Origin of the sequence: Streptomyces sp. NPDC048420, from assembly GCF_040651535.1 — a bacterium.
In the GTDB taxonomy this organism is placed as follows: Bacteria; Actinomycetota; Actinomycetes; order Streptomycetales; family Streptomycetaceae; genus Streptomyces.
The window spans coordinates 41,016-58,452 of sequence record NZ_JBEZKG010000025.1; the positions used below are offsets into that span (position 1 = coordinate 41,016).

The window sequence follows — 17,437 nt, forward strand, 5'->3', positions numbered from 1 at the left end:
GACCGAGTCAGGTTCCCCCCACACTCCGTCCAACTTGGTCGGACGGGCTGTCCAACGAGATTGGACACTAGGGCCTCGCGGGGGCGTTGCGCAACCCGTTCGGGGAATCACCCTTTCGGCGGCGGGTGGGCCCGCCCGTAGAATCGGCCCCGACATGGACGGTTCCGCCGAGCGGCGAGCAGGAAGTGACCCACCCGTGGCCAACGCACTCCAGCAGTTGATCCGTGAGCGCCTCGACCGCAAGGGCTGGTCCTACGGCGACGTGGCCCGACGCGGTGGCGTGCCGCGCTCCACCGTCCACCACCTGGCGACCACCGACAGGGTCGTCCGCATGCCCCAGTCGACCACGTTGGAGGGCCTGTCCAAGGGCCTGGAACTCCCGCTGGACACCGTCCGCCGCGCCGCCGCCGAGGCCTGCGGCATCCACGTGTACGGCACCCCCGCCACCGAGGACACCGCCGCCCACCCGGCCGACCCCGAGGTCGACCTCCTCATCGCCAGCGTCCAGAAACTCTCAGCCGACGACCGCCGCCACGTGGCCGCGCTGGTCGAGTCCCTGCTGGACCGCACCCCGAAGAACTAACCCCGGACAAGCCGGCCCCCTCCGCGAACCCGACCCCGAAAAGCCGACTCACCCCGGCGGCACCGACCCCCAGCAATCCGACCCACACCGCGGAAGAGCCCACCCTCAAGCGAGACCACACCGGGAAGCCGACCCACTCCGCGGAAGAGACCGGCCCGAAAACCAGCCAGCACCCCGGAACCACCCCCGGGAAGCCGACCCACCCCGCGAGACCCCCGAGACCCGCCCCGCCACCGACGACGAGACCGCCCGAAACCCGGGCGGCACCGCGGAGGAGGCAGGCCACCCGGGAACCGAACCCAGCCCCGGACGCATCTCCACAAGCCGCCGCGAGCTATCCGGACCCCGCACCGGAGAGGGGCGTACGAGACAGGGCCGTACGGCCCGCACCGCGAAGCACCCCGGGCCCGCCCCCGCCCCCACCCCCAGCCAACGGCCCGGCCCCACCCCGGCCACCCACAACTCCCCCCACACCCCAGAAACGCCACCCCCCGAAAGCTCCCACACCCCAACCCCTGGCCAAGGAAGTGACCGTCCGGAAGCCGGTCCCGGCGGTCCGCGATCGCGGATGTTCACTCTTCCGTGAAGTCGGAAAAAGAATTCGACTGTGGCCGAAAGCGCCGGACTCCCCCCGCTAGTCTCTCGTCCTGCCCGAGGAGCGAGAGCCGCACGACCCCGGGCTCCCAGGGGGGAATGTGTTGTTCGTGCATGGCGGCCCGGCCACAGCCGTGGTCCGCGGGCCCGCCGGTGAATCGGTCGTTCTGCTCTCCGGCGAACTGCCCGACGTACTGACCGACGAGTCAGTGATGGAACTCGTACAACTGGCCGCCGCCGTCCTGGACGCGGACGAACTGCCCGTCTTCCACACGTGTCTGAGAACACTGCGCCGCGACGGCCTGCGCGCCGGCCGCAGGATCGAGATCGACGGTGCCGTACTGACCGTCTACGAGGGATGACGCCGGGGTGACGACGGAGTGACGGCCCACGCGCGCGAGATCACCGCGTGGGCGGGAAGTGCCCGGAGCCGGACTTGAACCGGCACGCCCGCGAAGGGGCAGCGAGGTTTAAGCTCGCCGTGTCTGCATTCCACCATCCGGGCAGGTCATGGGCTCCGCGTTTGAAGTTCCGAGCCTATCGGGACGCATCCTTCCAACAGCGGACGGGCGGACCGATGTTGTCTTATTTTATTGATGTCTGAGGGTGCATCAGACCATGGAACAGGCCATCCGCACTTGCCAATAGCGTTGCGTGGGGCACTCGGCCGCGCATGCGGAATGACGGAATTTCACCGCCCGAACGAGGGGGCTCCACCTGTTCTCCGCGCGCGCCGGGATCAGGCCCCGCCGTCATCCCCAGGTATGACGCCGAGCCGTCCGGTCCGTCCGAAGTCTGCCTTCGGAACCAGGACTGGGACTGACTACACGCCCCGGGACGGCCAGCACGATGGAAGGCGTACTTCAACGACGCCGTCCCGCTAGGAGTTCCATCCCGTGACCACCACCCCCGTCGCCGGCCGGACCACCACCGTGGCCGCACGCGCCACGGATCTGTCGAAGATCTACGGACAGGGCGAGACCCAGGTGGTCGCCCTGGACCGGGTCACCTGCGAGTTCCGGCAGGCCGAGTTCACCGCGATCATGGGCCCCTCCGGCTCCGGCAAGTCCACGCTGATGCACTGCGTGGCCGGCCTGGACACCTTCTCCTCCGGTTCGGTCCGCATCGGCGAGACCGAACTGGGCTCACTGAAGGACAAGCAGCTGACCAAGCTGCGGCGGGACAAGATCGGCTTCATCTTCCAGGCGTTCAACCTGCTGCCGACCCTGACCGCCCTGGAGAACATCACGCTCCCGATGGACATCGCTGGCCGCAAACCGGACAAGCAGTGGCTGGATTCGGTCATCCAGATGGTCGGACTGCGGGACCGTCTGAGCCATCGTCCCGCCCAGCTCTCCGGCGGCCAGCAACAGCGCGTCGCCGTGGCCCGGGCGCTCGCGTCCAAGCCCGACATCATCTTCGGCGACGAACCGACCGGAAACCTCGACTCGCGCTCCGGCGCCGAGGTCCTGGGCTTCCTGCGCAACTCCGTACGGGAGCTGGGGCAGACGGTCGTCATGGTGACCCACGACCCGGTGGCCGCGGCGTACGCGGACCGGGTGGTGTTCCTCGCCGACGGCCGGATCGTCGACGAGATGTACCAGCCCACCGCCGACAACGTGCTTGATTTCATGAAGCAGTTCGACGCGAAGGGCCGTACCTCCTGATGTTCCGCACCGCCCTGCGCAACGTACTCGCGCACAAGGCCAGGCTGCTGATGACCGTGCTCGCCGTGATGCTCGGCGTGGCGTTCGTGTCCGGCACCCTCGTCTTCACCAACACCATCTCCGAGGCCTACCAGAAGAGTTCGGCCAAGGGATTCGACCAGGTCGACGTCGCCGTCACCCCCAAATGGGACGAGGACAAGGGCAACAGGATCGGCAAGCGCCACGAGCTGACCCAGGCCCTGCTGGACAAGAGCGCCAAGGTCCCGGGCGCGGCGAACGCCATCGGCGTCGTCAGCGGCTTCACCGCCATCGCCGACAAGGACGGCAAGCTCATCGGCGGCGGCTTCCAGTCGCAGGGCGGCAACTACTACGGGTCCAAGGACCCCCGGTACCCGCTGGCCGAGGGCGCCGCACCGCACGGCGCGAACCAGGTCGCGATCGACTCGGAGACCGCGAAGCGGGCCGGCTACAAGGTCGGCGACACCGTGCGCATCTCGGTCGACGGCCCGGTGCTGAAGCCGGTCGTCACCGGCATCTTCACCACCGACGACGGCAATGTCGCGGCCGGCGGCAGCCTCGCGCTGTTCGACACGGCCACCGCCCAGAAGCTGTTCGGCAAGCCGGGGACGTACGACGAGATCGACGTGAAGGCGGCCTCCGGCACCTCCCAGACCGCGCTGCGGGCGGCACTGGACAAGGCGCTCCCCTCGGACCTGGTGGAGACCGAGACCGGTGAGCAACTGGCCGACGACCAGGCCGAGATGATCTCCGCCTCGATGGCCGGTCTCAAGCAGGGCCTGCTGGTCTTCGCGGGCATCGCGCTGTTCGTCGGCACCTTCATCATCGCCAACACCTTCACCATGCTGGTCGCCCAGCGCACCAAGGAGCTCGCGCTGCTGCGGGCGGTCGGCGCGTCCCGTAGGCAGGTCACGCGGTCGGTGCTGATCGAGGCGTTCGTGGTCGGTCTGGTCGCCGCCGTGACGGGTCTGGTGGCCGGTATCGGGATCGGGGCCGGGCTCAAGTCGCTGATGGGCACGCTCGGCGCGACCGTCCCGGACGGCCCGCTCATCGTCACCCCGGGCACGGTCGGAGCGGCCCTCGCGGTCGGTGTCCTGATCACCATGCTGGCGGCCTGGCTCCCGGGCCGCAGGGCCGCGAAGATCCCGCCGGTCGCGGCGATGAGCAGCGTGCACGCGAAGGCGACGACCAAGTCGCTGGTGCTGCGCAACACGCTGGGCGCGCTGTTCAGCGGGGCGGGTGTCGCCGTCATCCTGGCCGCGACGACGATGGAGGGCTCGGACGGTCAGGCCCCCATGGGTCTGGGCGCGGTCCTGCTGATCATCGGTGTCTTCATCCTCACCCCCCTCCTGTCCCGACCGCTGATCGCGGCTGCGGCCCCGCTCATGCGTGTGTTCGGCATCTCCGGGAAGCTGGCCCGCCAGAACTCCGTGCGCAACCCGCGCCGTACGGCCGCCACCGCCTCCGCGCTGATGATCGGCCTCACCCTGATCACCGGCATGACGGTGATGGCGGGCAGCCTCCAGAAGTCGATCGACAAGATGGCGTCGGCAGCCGTCAAGGCGGACTACGTGGTCTCCATGGCGAACGGCAACGAGCTCTCGCCGGACGTCGAGAAGAAGCTGGCGAAGGTCGACGACGTCACCGCCGTCAGCCCGTTGCGCAACGCGGCCTCCCGCATCGACGGCCAGACCGAGTACCTGACCGGCGTCAACGGCTCCGCTATCGGCAAGCTGACGGACCTCAAGGTCGACGACGGCACCTTCGAGGTCGGCGGCACGCAGGTGGTCGTGGACAAGGACAGGGCCAAGTCCTTCGGCTGGAAGGCGGGTTCGACCTTCACCGTCCACTACGAGGACGGCAAGTCGCAGCGGCTCACGGTCGCCGGGGTCTACGAGGGCAACGAGCTGATCAGCGGCATCATGCTCGACACCGCGACCCTCAGTCCGCACCTGAGCGAGCTGTCCGACATGCAGGTCATGCTGAAGACGTCCGGCGGCACCTCCGACGCCACCAAGGACAGGCTGGAGAAGGCCCTCGGCTCCAACCCGGCCATCAAGGTCCAGGACAAGAAGGACCTCTCCGACTCCATCGCGCAGATGTTCACGCTGATGCTGAACATGCTCTACGGCCTGCTCGCCATGGCCGTGATCGTCGCGGTCCTCGGGGTCGTCAACACCCTTGCCATGTCGGTCTTCGAGCGCTCCCAGGAGATCGGGATGCTCCGTGCGATCGGCCTGGACCGCAAGGGCATCAAGCGGATGGTCCGTCTGGAGTCCCTGGTGATCTCCCTGTTCGGCGGGGTACTCGGCATCGGCCTGGGCGTGTTCTTCGGCTGGGCGGCCGGTGAGCTGCTCGGCACGAGGATGGCGACGTACGAACTCGTCCTGCCCTGGGCCCGGATGGCGGTCTTCCTCCTCCTGGCGGCGACGGTCGGCATCCTCGCCGCGCTGTGGCCGGCCCGCAGGGCGGCGAGGATGAACATGCTGGCCGCCATCAAGGCGGAGTAGCCGCACCCGGTCGGGGCCCGTCGCGGAGGGGGCGGCGGGCCCTTCTCCCGGCCCGCCCCACCGACAAGACCGCCACGGACACCGAGAGCGACGCCGAAGACGAGCCAGACCATCTCGACACCGGCGACTGGGACCCCCAGGGGCGCGGGGCTGTGTCGATGTGCGGCTACCGCCGCGTGGGCGCGACCAGCCACAGACGACCCGCAGCCGGACAACACGCCCCCGGCCGGTCCCCGGACTCAGTTCCAGGTGCGGGCCCGCAACGGCAGGCCGGAGGTGCCGGATTCCGGGGTGCGGACGGCGAGGACCTGGTTGACGCCGATGCGGTTGCGTTCGAAGGCGAGGGCGCAGGCGGCCATGTAGAGCCGCCAGACGCGGGCCCGCCCGGGACCGGCGCTGTGGACCGCGCGCTCCCACTGGGACTCCAGGTTGGTGACCCAGCGACGCAGGGTGTGGGCGTAGTGCTCACGGATCGACTCGACGTCCCGCACCTCGAACCCGGCCCGCTCCAGCTGGGTCACGGTGGTGCCGAGCGGGGCGAGTTCGCCGTCGGGAAAGACGTACGCGTCGATGAACCCGTCGAGGTGGTACGCCGATTCGTCGCGCTGCGGGCGCCGGGCGATCTGGTGGTTGAGCAGCCGCCCGCCGGGCTTGAGGAGCTTCAGCAGGCTCTCGGCGTACTCCAAATACCGTTCAGCACCGACGTGTTCGGCCATGCCGATGGACGAGATCGCGTCGTACGGCCCGTCGGCGACGTCCCGGTAGTCCTGCACCCGGATCTCGACCCGGTCGGTGAGTCCCTCGTCGGCGACGCGCTTGCGGGCGTAGGCCGCCTGCTCCTGGGAGAGGGTGATGCCGACGACGTTCACGCCGTACTCGCGGGCGGCGTGGATGGCCATCGAGCCCCAGCCGCAGCCGACGTCGAGGAGTCTCTGCCCGGCCCCGAGGCCGAGCTTGCGGCAGACGAGGTCGAGCTTGTCGCGCTGGGCGTCCTCCAGGGTGCCGTCGGGCTCGGGCGCCTCCCAGTAGGCGCACGAGTACACCATCGAGGGGCCGAGGACGATCTCGTAGAAGCCGTTGCCGACGTCGTAGTGGTGGCTGACGGCCCGCTTGTCGCTGCGCCTGGTGTGCAGATGGCCGCGGGCCCTTCGGATCTCCTCGGGCGGCGGGGCGGGCGGCAGCGGCGGTCCGGCGAGGGCGACCAGGCCGCGTACGGCGGACCGCACCTCGGGGTCGCGCAGGGCCTGCGTCAGGGTCCTGGCGTCCTCCCCGCGCTCCCAGACGAGCCCGGAGACCAGGTCGAGCGCCGTGTAGAGGTCGCCTTCGATGTCCAGGTCACCTGCGACCCAGGCACGCGCCAGCCCCAGTTCACCCGGTTTGAACAGCAGTCGGCGCACGGCCCGCCGGTTGCGCACGACCAGCGCGGGGGCGTCGGGCGGCCCCGCCTCCGAGCCGTCCCAGGCGCGGATCCGCACCGGTAGCGGCACGCCCAGCAATTGTTCGAAGAGGCCTCTGAGCCGCAGCGCGGCATCTGCCATTGCGCACACCTCCGTGACGAGGATCCCGGAATTGTCCACTTTGGTAAACAGCGACGCGGCGGGGAGCAGTCCCGGAGTCAGGTCATGTCCGAGCAAAACAGATGCAGCAACCATGTATATCCGTCGCGGCCGGGGAACGCCGAAGGACCTCCCGCACCACGGATGGCGGGAGGTCCTTCGGCGTCGATCAGTGACCGGAACCGGTCAGGAGGCCTTGGCCTCGGTCTTCTTCGGCTCGGCGGCCGGCACGGGCTTCGCGGCCTCGTAGAACTCCTCGCGCGGGTGCTCCATCGCGCCGAGGGAGACGACCTCGCGCTTGAGGAACATACCGAGGGTCCAGTCGGCGAAGACGCGGACCTTGCGGTTCCAGGTCGGCATGGCCAGACCGTGGTAGCCGCGGTGCATGTACCAGGCGAGACGGCCCTTGAGCTTGATCTTCATCTTGCCCATGACGATCATCGCGACGCCCTTGTGCAGGCCGAGACCCGCGACGGCGCCCTTGTTGGAGTGCGCGTACTCCTTCTGCGGGAAGCCGCGCATCCCGGAGATCACGTTGTCGCCGAGGACCCGCGCCTGCCGCAGCGCGTGCTGCGCGTTCGGCGGGCACCAGGCGTTCTCGACGCCGGCCTTGCGGGCGGCGACGTCCGGGACCTGGGCGTTGTCGCCGGCGGCCCAGATGTAGTCGGTGCCCTGGACCTGGAGGGTCGGGGCGGTGTCCACGTGGCCGCGCGGGCCCAGCGGAAGGCCGTAGCGGGCGAGGACCGGGTTCGGCTTGACGCCGGCGGTCCACACGATGGTGCTGGAGTCGACCTCCAGGCCGTTCTTCAGCACCACGTGGCCGTCAACGCAGGAGTCCATCGAGGTGGAGAGGTAGATCTCCACGCCCCGGCTCTCCAGGTGCTCCTTGCCGTACTGGCCGAGCTTGGGGCCGACCTCGGGAAGGATCTTGTCGGCGGCGTCGACGAGGATGAAGCGCATGTCCTCGCGGGAGACGTTGGTGTAGTACTTGGCCGCGTCGCGGGCCAGGTCCTCGACCTCGCCGATGGTCTCGGCGCCGGCGAAGCCACCGCCGATGAAGCAGAAGGTGAGCGCCTTGCGGCGGATCTCCTCGTCGGTCGTGGAGTCGGCCTTGTCGAGCTGCTCAAGGACGTGGTTGCGCAGGCCGATGGCCTCCTCGATGCCCTTCATGCCGATGCCCTGCTCGGCGAGGCCGGGGATCGGGAAGGTGCGGGAGACCGCGCCGAGCGCGATCACCAGGTAGTCGAAGGGCAGCTCGTACGCCTCGCCGACCAGCGGGGCGATCGTGGCGACCTTGCGGTCCTGGTCGATGGTGGTGACCCGACCGGTGAGAACCTCCGCCTTCGGCAGCACGCGTCGCAGCGGGACGACGACGTGGCGCGGGGAGATGTTGCCGGCGGCGGTTTCGGGGAGGAAGGGCTGGTAGGTCATGTACGACCGGGGGTCGACGACCGTGACGGTCGCCTCGCCGTAGCGCATCTTCTTGAGAATGCGCCGAGCTGCGTACAGGCCTACGTACCCACCGCCTACTACGAGGATCCTGGGACGCTCCGTGGTGCTCATGCCATCGAGTATCCACCCGCCTCAGGGGGGTCGCTCGTGCGCCCCTTCACAAGCTCTTGCAGAGGGTGTGTTATCCTCCGCCGCTCGCGTGATCCACGTCATGTTGCGGAACAGGAACCACCGTGCAGGGCCTCCCGTTGTCAATGCCGCGTGAGCTGCCTCTCCGTGCTGAAGACGGTCCCGTGAGGGGCCCTCGCGACCCGCTCACGCACCCCTCGCACGAGGTCCGCATCCCACCGTTTTGAACGTGTTCACACGGGCGTTGGGCCCCCGGAAGGGTCAACCGGCCCACATTCGTCGTCCGACAGGGCCCAATTCCTTGTGAAGAACTTCACGAACTTTCTCGGCGCCACGTCAGCGAGGGGCCCCGAAGGGCCCCTCGGACGCGCTCATACGTTGTTCTTCCTGCTCAGCAGAGGTGCCTGCACAGGGCTACGCGATCGACCACGCGATGCCGTCGAGGATGTCGTGCTCGCTCACGACGACCTCGCGGGCCCCGATCCACTCCATGATCAGGCGGAGTACGAGGGCACCGGACGCGATCACGTCGACCCGGCCCGGGTGTATGACCGTCTTGGCCGCACGCTCGGCATGCGTGGAGGTCAGTAGCCAGTCGGTGAGCTCGGCGACCTTCTCGAAGGGAATCCGGGACTGGTGGATCGCCGCGGAGTCGTACTCGTCCAGGCCGAGTGCGAGCGCCGCCACCGTCGTCACCGAGCCGGCCAGGCCGACCAGCGTGCGGGCCGCGGTCAGCGGCACCACCTGTGTCACCAGGTCCAGCGCCTCGACGATGTCCTGCCGGATCGCCTCGATCTGTTCAGCGGTCGGCGGGTCGCTGACCTGGCCGTTCCCGTCGACGAGATGGCGCTCGGTCATCCGTACGCAGCCGATGTCGACGGACCGGCCCGCGATCACGGTGTCCTCGCCGACGACGAACTCCGTCGACCCGCCGCCGATGTCCACGACGAGATACGGCTTGGCCAGGTGGTCGCTGCCCGTGAGCTCCTTGGTCGCCCCGGTGAAGGAGAACTCCGCCTCCTGGTCCCCCGAGATGACCTCCGGCTCGACCCCGAGGATGTCGAGGACCCCCCGTACGAACTCGTCCCGGTTCTCCGCGTCCCGGGACGCGGACGTGGCGACGAACCGCAGCCGCTCCGCCCCGTGCTCCTTGATCACCGCCGCGTACTCCCGGCACGCCGCGAAGGTCCGCTCCAGCGCCTCGGGCGCGAGCCGCCCGGTCCGGTCGACCCCCTGTCCAAGGCGCACGATGGTCATACGGCGGTCCAGTTCGACGAGTTCACCCGTGACCGGGTCACAGTCGGCGACGAGCAGCCGGATCGAGTTCGTACCGCAGTCGACGGCGGCGACCCGGGTCACTGGTCGCCCTCCTTCTGCTCGGCGAGGCTCACACACGCCCCCTTGCGCCACCACTCCGGCAGCATCGCGATCGCCTCGTCGCCCAGCGGGTTGACGCCCGGGCCCGCGGCCAGCGAGTGGCCCACCAGGACGTGCAGGCACTTCACCCGGTCCGGCATGCCGCCCGCGCTGGGGAAGCCCTCCAGGACCTCGATGGCGTCACGTCGGGCGATGTAGTCCTCGTGCGCGGCACGGTACGCGGCGGCGAGCTCGGGGTCGGTCTGCAGCCGCTCCGTCATCTCCTTCATGACGCCGTTCGCCTCCAGCGTGCCGATCGCCGAGGCGGCACGCGGGCACGTCAGGTAGTACGTCGTCGGGAAGGGCGTGCCGTCGGGGAGGCGAGGGGCCGTCTCCACCACGTCCGGCTGTCCGCAGGGGCAGCGGTGCGCGATCGCCCGCAGCCCGCGCGGCGGCCGCCCGAGCTGCTGCTTGAAGGCCTCGACGTCGGCGTCGGTGGGCTCGGTGCGGGGCGTGCTCGGCGGGGGCGTTTCCATGCCTGTCTTTCTCTAGCTCTCTGGGACTCTGAGTCTCACGGTCTCACTGGTCGGAGGCGTCGGACTTGTCGACCCCGTCCCAGACGTTGGCGTACCAGGGGCGGTCGGCCGCCCCGAGGTCGGTGCGCGACTGCTTGGCCGCGTCCGGGTCGACGACGATGAACCCCGTCTCCCCCGGCATCACGTAGTGCAACCGCTGCCGGATCTGCTGCTCCGCGTACGCGTCGTCCTGCCAGCGCGCCTTGAGGTCACGCAGCTTCTCGACGCGCTCGGCGGCCTGCGCCTTCTCCCGCTGGAGGTCGGCGATCTCGGCACGCTGGGAGACGTACTGCCTTATCGGGTACGCCAGCGCCACCACCAGCGTGCACACCACGAGGGCGAGCAGCGCGGCCCGGCCGGTCAGCCGGGAGCGGCGGGCCTGCCGTCTGGTCTGAGACCGGTAGACACGGGCCGCCGTCTGCTCACCGAGCAGCTTGATCCTGGTCGCGGTGGAGAAACGGTCCCGGTCCTTGACGGCCATGTCCCCATCTCTCCTTACTCACACGCGCGTACGTCCCCGCACACGGTACGGGACCGGTGCGGGGACGTACGTACGACTGGCGAAGCCTTAGCCCTGCCGAGATCAGCCCTTGAAGCGCGGGAACGCCGAACGGCCGGCGTACACCGCCGCGTCGTCCAGGATCTCCTCGATGCGCAGGAGCTGGTTGTACTTGGCGACGCGGTCCGAGCGGGCCGGGGCGCCGGTCTTGATCTGGCCGCAGTTCACCGCGACGGCGAGGTCGGCGATGGTGACGTCCTCGGTCTCGCCGGAGCGGTGGGACATCATGCACTTGAAGCCGTTGCGCTGGGCCATCTCGACGGCGTCCAGGGTCTCGGTCAGCGAACCGATCTGGTTCACCTTGACCAGGAGGGCGTTGGCGGAGCCCTCCTCGATGCCGCGGGCCAGGCGCTCCGGGTTGGTGACGAAGAGGTCGTCGCCGACGATCTGGACCTTGTCGCCCAGCTTGTCGGTGATGACCTTCCAGCCGGCCCAGTCGTCCTCGAACAGCGGGTCCTCGATGGAGACGAGCGGGTAGGCCGCCACGAGCTCCTCGTAGTACTCGGTCATCTCGGCGGCCGAGCGGGACTTGCCCTCGAACTCGTACTTGCCGTCCTTGTAGAACTCGGACGCGGCGACGTCGAGCGCGAGCGCGATCTGCTCACCGGGGACGTAACCGGCCTGCTTGATGGCCTCGACGATGAGGTCGAGCGCGGCGCGGTTGGACTCCAGGTTCGGGGCGAAGCCGCCCTCGTCGCCGAGGCCCGTGGACAGGCCCTTGGTCTTCAGCACCTTCTTGAGGGTGTGGTAGACCTCGGCGCCCCAGCGCAGCGCCTCGGAGAAGGACTCCGCGCCGATCGGGGCGATCATGAACTCCTGGATGTCCACGTTGGAGTCGGCGTGCGAGCCGCCGTTCAGGATGTTCATCATCGGCACCGGCAGCAGGTGCGCGTTCGGGCCGCCCAGGTAGCGGAAGAGCGGGAGGTCGCTGGCCTCGGAGGCGGCGTGGGCGACGGCGAGGGAGACACCGAGGATGGCGTTGGCGCCGAGCGCGCCCTTGTTGTCGGTGGCGTCCAGGTCGAACATCGCCTGGTCGATCAGGCGCTGCTCGGTGGCGTCGTAGCCGACGAGCTCCGGGCCGATCTGGTCCATGACGGCGAGGACGGCCTTCTCGACACCCTTGCCCAGGTAGCGGTTGGGGTCGCCGTCGCGGAGCTCGATGGCCTCGAAGGCGCCCGTGGAGGCGCCGGACGGGACGGCGGCACGACCCGTGCTGCCGTCGTCGAGGCCGACCTCGACCTCGACCGTGGGGTTGCCTCGGGAGTCCAGGATTTCCCGGGCTACGACGACGTCGATGGACGGCACGAGCATCTCCTTCTTGGGATGTGACACGGTCCGCCGGGACCGCGGTGGGTTCTGCGAGACCGAGCCTAACCGGCTCGGGTGGATCGGCCACCGCGTGGACCGCCCCCTGGACAGAACCGAGAGTAAATTGTTTCTGAACTGAACAAAGACGCTCCCGGAAACCGGGCAGAAAAAACCCCGCCCCGGTGCGTACGGGGGAACACGCACCGGAGCGGGGAGCCCGTGGGGACGGGGGGACCCTCACGAGGCCTTCAGTATGAGGACCACGGATGTGAGGGCGCTGTGGTTCAGCTGGGCCTTACTTGAGGTGCAGCTGCTGGCCCGGGTAGATGAGGTTCGCGTCCTCGATGATGTCCTTGTTCAGCTTGAACAGCGTCTGGTAGCCGCCCTTGACCTTGTGCTTCTCGGCGATCGAGCTGAGGGTGTCACCCTTGACGACCTTGTACTCGCCGTCGCCCTTCTTGACCTTCTTGCCGGTCGGGGTGGTGACGGTCTTCTTCGTGGCCGGACGCTCGGACGAACGCGAGGCGCTCTGCTCCTCGGTCGAACGGCTGCTCGTGTTCGAGTCCGAGTCCGCGGAGCTCGAGGAGGGGCTGCTGCCGTTGTAGGCGGCGCTGGACAGGCCCACACCGCAGTTCGGCCAGGCACCCTTGCCCTGGGAGGCGAGGACCTTCTCGGCGACGGCTATCTGCTGGGCCTTGGAGGCCTGGTTGGCCTGCGCGGCGTAGGCGGTGCCGCCGTACGCGGCCCAGGTGGAGGCGGAGAACTGCAGACCGCCGTAGTAGCCGTTGCCGGTGTTGATGGACCAGTTGCCACCGGACTCGCACTGGGCGACGGCGTCCCACTCGGAGGCGGTGGCGGCGGAGGCGGTGCCGGTCGCCATCAGCGGGGCGGCGATGGCGACACCGGTGACGCCGGCGATGGCGGCGGCGCGGGTGGCCTTGGACGGACGACGGTGCTTGCCCTTGCCGGAAAACAGCATGGTGGATCCCCTCACCGACGCCTGCGAGGTGAGCTGTCGGGTTCGGGCCGGTTGAGTTGCCCGGTCACGCGAGTTGCGTGACTTCACCCCAAGCCGGTCCAGCGTGAACTGCTGGGCCCGGCGCTTACCTTGGGTCCCCCGCTCCTGCCTACGGCGCTTGACGCGACGACTGTTCCCGTACGGCCGCTGGCAGGATTCGGCGTTGCGACAGACGGGGCTCGGGTTGCCGAGCGGTGTTGACCGTAGACATGCGCTCGGCGGAATTTCAAAGACGATCAGGGCTTCTGAGACTCATCCCACACTTTCACCAAAGTGGACATTCGGTGCGAAGTGTGACGTGAACTGCCGCTGTTTTTCAGGTCTTTTCGACCCTATTCAGCCCCTGTGTCGAGCGTCTGACCGGCGACGATGTTGCTCGGGTCGGCCCCGATGCGGTCCTTGTTCTCGGCATAGAGGGCCCGCCACCCGCCGTCGAGGCCAAGGGAGTCGGCGATGGAGGCGAGGGAGTCGCCCGCGCGGACGGTGTAGGTGGCGGCGGCATGACGGCCGGCGGAGGAGGCCGCGCTCTTCGTCGACAGGCTCTTGTCCGCACCCTCGTCCGCGCTGGTGCCGCGGTGCTTGCCGGAGCCGAGGGCGCCGACATCGACGAGGGCCGAAGAGCCGCCCTCCTGCCACGACTTGTCCGCTTCATCCTCTTCTGCGCTCACCACGGGCGAGCCGTCGGAGGACTGCGAGTCTTCCCTGGCGGAGCTCTCGGGATCAGGAGAGTTGGATTTGTCCGACTTGGCGGATTCGTCATCACCGGTCGACGGAGAAGCCGACGGCGAGGGCGTCGCGGACGAACCGTCCAGCGAGTCGAGCAGACCGGGAGAGTCCTCGGCGCCCGACGAGTTCGAGGAATCGGAAGAGACGGATGAACCGGACGATCGGGACGACTGCGACGAACCGGATGCCGAGGACGAGGGCGTCCCGCTCCCCACACCCGTGTCGACGTCGGCCGAACTCGAGTCCTTGCTGAGGCCGGAGAGCAGACCGCAGGTCGGCCACGCGGCGATGCCCTGGTCCGCGAGGAGCTTCTCGGCCACGGCTATCTGCTGGTTGCGGCTGGCCTGGTCCGCGGTCTCGGCGTATTCGAGGCCGCCGTACTTCTCCCAGTTCTCCTGGGACACCTGCAGGCCGCCGTAGTAGCCGTTGCCGTCGTTCGCGCTCCAGGAGCCACCGCTCTCGCACTCCGCGACCCGGTCCCAGGTGGTGCCGGTGGCGGCGCTCGCTCCGCTAGCCGCGAGCAGTGGGATCGCGATGGCGGATCCCGTCACACCGGCCGCCACAAGGAGAGCCGGAGCCTGACGGGGGCGACGGTGACGACCGTTCCCGGAGAGCATGCGGGGACCTTTCCCAAGACAGCAGAAACCCGCGCGGCGAGTGGTACGGGGCACCGCGCTGGTCCGTGAACGTATAGGGGTTCGATCACTTGTCACAAGTTAATGCCGCGTAGATCACGTGAAGATCACAGACTTGAGGGCGCGTCATGTTTACGCGGCCCCGCACGGGGATAGCCCGGACCCTTCGGCCGATTACCGGACGGGCGTGAACTCCACGGGCAAAGTGCGCAGTCCACGCATGATGAGCCCACCACGCCAGCGCAAATCACTTGAATCCACCGCGAGTTGCAGATCCGGGAGACGGGTGAGGAGCGTGGCCAGCGCGGTCTGACCCTCCAGACGGGCGAGTGGAGCCCCGAGGCAGTAGTGGATGCCGTGGCCGTAACCGAGGTGCTGATTGTCACGGCGGGACACGTCCAGGACATCGGGGTCGGCGAACCGCTCCGGATCCCGGTCCGCCGCCGCGAGCACGACGAGCACGGGGTCTCCGGCCGCGATGTCCTGCCCGCCGATCCGCAGGGGCTCGGTGGCGAACCGCCAGGTGGCCAGCTCGACGGGGCCGTCGTAACGGAGGAGTTCTTCTACGCCCGTCTCCAGAAGGTCCCTTTCCCGCCTGGCCAGGGACTCCTGGAGCCGGTTCCGCTGCTCGGGGTGGGTGAGCAGGGCGTGGACGCCGTTGCCGATGAGGTTGACCGTGGTCTCGAAACCTGCGAACAGGAGGATGAAGGCCATGGCCGCGGCCTCGTTCTCGGTGAGGTGCTCGCCGTGGTCGGAGGCGCGGATCAGCCCGGAGATGAGGTCCTCGCCGGGGGTCGACTCGTCGGACAGGGCCTCGCGCTTGCGGTGGATCAGGTCGGAGAGATAGCCGCGCATCTTCTTGACCGACCGTGCGACGCCGCCCCGAGGGCCTCCGCCGTGCCGGATCATCATGCCCGCCCAGTCCCGGAAGTCGTCCTGGTCCTCGCGCGGGACGCCGAGCAGGTCGCAGATCGCGTAGATGGGGAGCGGGAAGGCGAACTCGTGGATGAGGTCGGCTGAACCCTTCTCCGCGAACCCGTCGATGAGACGGTCGGTCAACTCCTGCACCCGCGGCGCGAACTCGGCGACTCTCCTGGGCGTGAACGCCTTGCTGACGAGCCGTCGGAGCCTGGTGTGGTCCGGCGGGTCGATGTTCAGCAGATGCGTCATCAACTCGGCCTTGCGCTCCCCCGGGATGCCGGTCTTGCCCTTGGCGTGGGCGGGCTCGTCGTGGTGCGCCGGGTTCTTGCTGAGCCGCTGGTCGGCGAGAGCCTGCTTGGCCTCGGTGTACCGGGTGACCAACCAGGCCTCCACACCGCTGGGCAGCCGGGTCTTGTGGACGGGGGCGTGCTCGCGGAGCCAGGCGTAGGCGGGGTAGGGGTCGGTGGCGAACTCCCAGGAGAAGAGCTCGGGGGTGGGAGCCGAGGGGGTGGGAGTCGCCTCGGTGGGAGTCGCCTCGGTGGGGGTCGCCTCGGTGGGGGTCGCCTCGGTGGGGGTCGCCTCGGTGGGGGTCGCCTCGGTGGGGGCGGGCTGGTCGGTCACTCCTTGACGTTATCCGGCGGGATCGGCGGCGACGCTATCCGGCGGTGCGGGCGGGGTCGGCGGGATCGGCGGCGACGGGGTCGACGGGGTCGGCGGGGTCGGCGGGGTCGGCGGGGTCGGCGGGGTCGGCGGGGTCGGCGGGGTCGGCGGCGACGCTATCCGGCGGTGTGGGCGGCCTCGACCTCCCGGATCGCGTCCCGGTAAGCCCGTGCCGCCGCCCTCAGTGCTGCCTCCGGGTCGATGCCCTGCGCCTCGGCGTGGGTGGCCAGGGCGAGGAGTTCGTAGCCGATGCCTTCAGTGGTCGGGAGGGGGACCTCCAGGCCTGCCGTGCGGACGCGGGAGGCGAGCTTGGCGGCGAGGGCCAGGCCCGGCTGGCCGAGGGGGATGCCTTCGGTCACCGAGGTGCGCTGCTTCTCTATCGCCTTGGTGCGCAGCCAGTGCGCCTTGACCTCCTCGGGGGTGGTGGCCGTCTCGTCGCCGAAGACATGCGGGTGGCGGTGGATGAGCTTGGCGACGATGCCGCCGGCGACGTCGTCGATGGAGAAGGGGGCCTCCGGGTCGTCCTCGGCGATACGGGAGTGGAAGATCACCTGGAGCAGGACGTCGCCGAGTTCCTCGCGGAGTTCGTCGCGGTCGCCCTCCTCGATGGCCTCGACGAGTTCGTAGGCCTCCTCGATGCCGTACTTCGCCAGGCCCTTGTGGGTCTGCTGGGAGGACCACGGGCACTCGGCGCGGATGCGGTCCATGACCTGCACGAGGTCGAGCAGGCGGGCGCCCGGCAGGTCGTAGGAGGCGGGGAGCAGCTCCAGCTCGGGCATCTGCACACGTCCGGAGCCGGCGAGGCGTGCCAGGCCGTCGGTCAGGGCGGGCTCGCCCTCGCCCGTGGCCACGACGACCGCCGTGTGGCCGCCCGCACACGACCCGACCAGTTCCTCGGCGGTCGGGGACGCCTCGTCGACCCGTATCCCCGCCTCGCGCAGATAGGGGAGCTGGGGATGGGCCCCGTCCGCGCAGAGCACACGGTCCGACGCGTGCAGCGCCTGCCAGGCGGGCCAGGACAACAGCCCGGGGGCGACGCGGTGGCTGGTGGTGAGCAGGACGATGCGGCCGGGGGCGGTCTCGGGACCGGGGCCGGGTGTGGTGGCGGGGGTGGCTTCGGGGTCGGTTGCGTTCACAGTTCGAAGCTAACGCACGGCGCCGACCGGGAGA

14 protein-coding genes, 1 tRNA gene and 1 riboswitch are annotated in these 17,437 nt (G+C 69.3%); of the genes, 4 read left to right on the forward strand and 11 right to left on the reverse strand.

What is annotated here, in order from left to right:
• The first annotated feature begins 196 nt into the window (after positions 1 to 196).
• Entirely contained in the window at positions 197 to 583 is a 387-nt protein-coding gene (locus AB0D34_RS36875) for a helix-turn-helix transcriptional regulator (RefSeq protein WP_362669878.1), read from the forward strand.
• A gap of 695 nt (positions 584 to 1,278) precedes the next feature.
• Positions 1,279 to 1,539: a hypothetical protein gene (locus AB0D34_RS36880; protein ID WP_362669880.1), complete on the forward strand. Its 261-nt coding sequence runs from the start codon at positions 1,279 to 1,281 to the stop codon at positions 1,537 to 1,539.
• A gap of 59 nt (positions 1,540 to 1,598) precedes the next feature.
• Here the strand turns inward: AB0D34_RS36880 and AB0D34_RS36885 are convergent.
• Positions 1,599 to 1,682 (reverse strand) — tRNA-Leu (locus tag AB0D34_RS36885).
• Positions 1,683 to 2,073: 391 nt separating this feature from the next.
• Between AB0D34_RS36885 and AB0D34_RS36890 the strand changes: the two genes are divergently transcribed.
• Entirely contained in the window at positions 2,074 to 2,844 is a 771-nt protein-coding gene (locus tag AB0D34_RS36890; protein WP_362669883.1) for an ABC transporter ATP-binding protein, read from the forward strand.
• Positions 2,844 to 5,372 carry an FtsX-like permease family protein gene (locus AB0D34_RS36895; protein ID WP_362669886.1) on the forward strand — a complete coding sequence of 843 codons (2,529 nt, stop codon included), beginning with the start codon at positions 2,844 to 2,846 and terminating at the stop codon, positions 5,370 to 5,372. Before AB0D34_RS36890 ends, AB0D34_RS36895 begins: the two co-directional genes overlap by 1 nt.
• A gap of 239 nt (positions 5,373 to 5,611) precedes the next feature.
• On the opposite strand, the gene AB0D34_RS36900 is transcribed toward AB0D34_RS36895, so the two are convergent.
• The 10 genes from AB0D34_RS36900 to AB0D34_RS36945 form a co-directional block, all read right to left on the reverse strand.
• Positions 5,612 to 6,910 carry a class I SAM-dependent methyltransferase gene (locus AB0D34_RS36900; protein WP_362669888.1) on the reverse strand — a complete coding sequence of 433 codons (1,299 nt, stop codon included), beginning with the start codon at positions 6,908 to 6,910 and terminating at the stop codon, positions 5,612 to 5,614.
• Between the two features lie 204 nt (positions 6,911 to 7,114).
• Complete coding sequence (locus AB0D34_RS36905) at positions 7,115 to 8,491, reverse strand: NAD(P)/FAD-dependent oxidoreductase (RefSeq protein WP_362669891.1); 1,377 nt, start codon at positions 8,489 to 8,491, stop codon at positions 7,115 to 7,117.
• A gap of 432 nt (positions 8,492 to 8,923) precedes the next feature.
• A complete protein-coding gene (locus tag AB0D34_RS36910; protein WP_362669894.1) occupies positions 8,924 to 9,868 on the reverse strand; it encodes a Ppx/GppA phosphatase family protein in 945 nt (314 codons plus the stop codon).
• Entirely contained in the window at positions 9,865 to 10,401 is a 537-nt protein-coding gene (locus AB0D34_RS36915; protein WP_362669897.1) for a DUF501 domain-containing protein, read from the reverse strand. The genes AB0D34_RS36910 and AB0D34_RS36915 overlap by 4 nt, the downstream gene beginning before the upstream one ends.
• A 43-nt stretch (positions 10,402 to 10,444) precedes the next feature.
• The gene (locus tag AB0D34_RS36920) at positions 10,445 to 10,921 is read right to left on the reverse strand and encodes a septum formation initiator family protein (RefSeq protein ID WP_362669901.1); all 477 of its coding nucleotides are present in this window, start codon (positions 10,919 to 10,921) and stop codon (positions 10,445 to 10,447) included.
• A 102-nt stretch (positions 10,922 to 11,023) separates the two neighbouring features.
• Complete coding sequence (gene eno, locus AB0D34_RS36925) at positions 11,024 to 12,310, reverse strand: phosphopyruvate hydratase (protein ID WP_362670051.1); 1,287 nt, start codon at positions 12,308 to 12,310, stop codon at positions 11,024 to 11,026.
• A 292-nt stretch (positions 12,311 to 12,602) separates the two neighbouring features.
• Positions 12,603 to 13,286, reverse strand: a complete 684-nt coding sequence (locus tag AB0D34_RS36930; protein WP_362669903.1) for a transglycosylase family protein — start codon at positions 13,284 to 13,286, stop codon at positions 12,603 to 12,605.
• A gap of 3 nt (positions 13,287 to 13,289) precedes the next feature.
• Positions 13,290 to 13,452: riboswitch (cyclic di-AMP (ydaO/yuaA leader) on the reverse strand.
• Between the two features lie 205 nt (positions 13,453 to 13,657).
• Positions 13,658 to 14,668 carry a transglycosylase family protein gene (locus AB0D34_RS36935; protein WP_362669906.1) on the reverse strand — a complete coding sequence of 337 codons (1,011 nt, stop codon included), beginning with the start codon at positions 14,666 to 14,668 and terminating at the stop codon, positions 13,658 to 13,660.
• Between the two features lie 192 nt (positions 14,669 to 14,860).
• The gene (locus AB0D34_RS36940) at positions 14,861 to 16,228 is read right to left on the reverse strand and encodes a cytochrome P450 (protein WP_362669908.1); all 1,368 of its coding nucleotides are present in this window, start codon (positions 16,226 to 16,228) and stop codon (positions 14,861 to 14,863) included.
• A gap of 155 nt (positions 16,229 to 16,383) precedes the next feature.
• Positions 16,384 to 17,403, reverse strand: coding sequence for a nucleoside triphosphate pyrophosphohydrolase (locus tag AB0D34_RS36945; protein ID WP_362669911.1), 1,020 nt, complete (start codon positions 17,401 to 17,403; stop codon positions 16,384 to 16,386).
• Positions 17,404 to 17,437 lie beyond the last annotated feature (34 nt).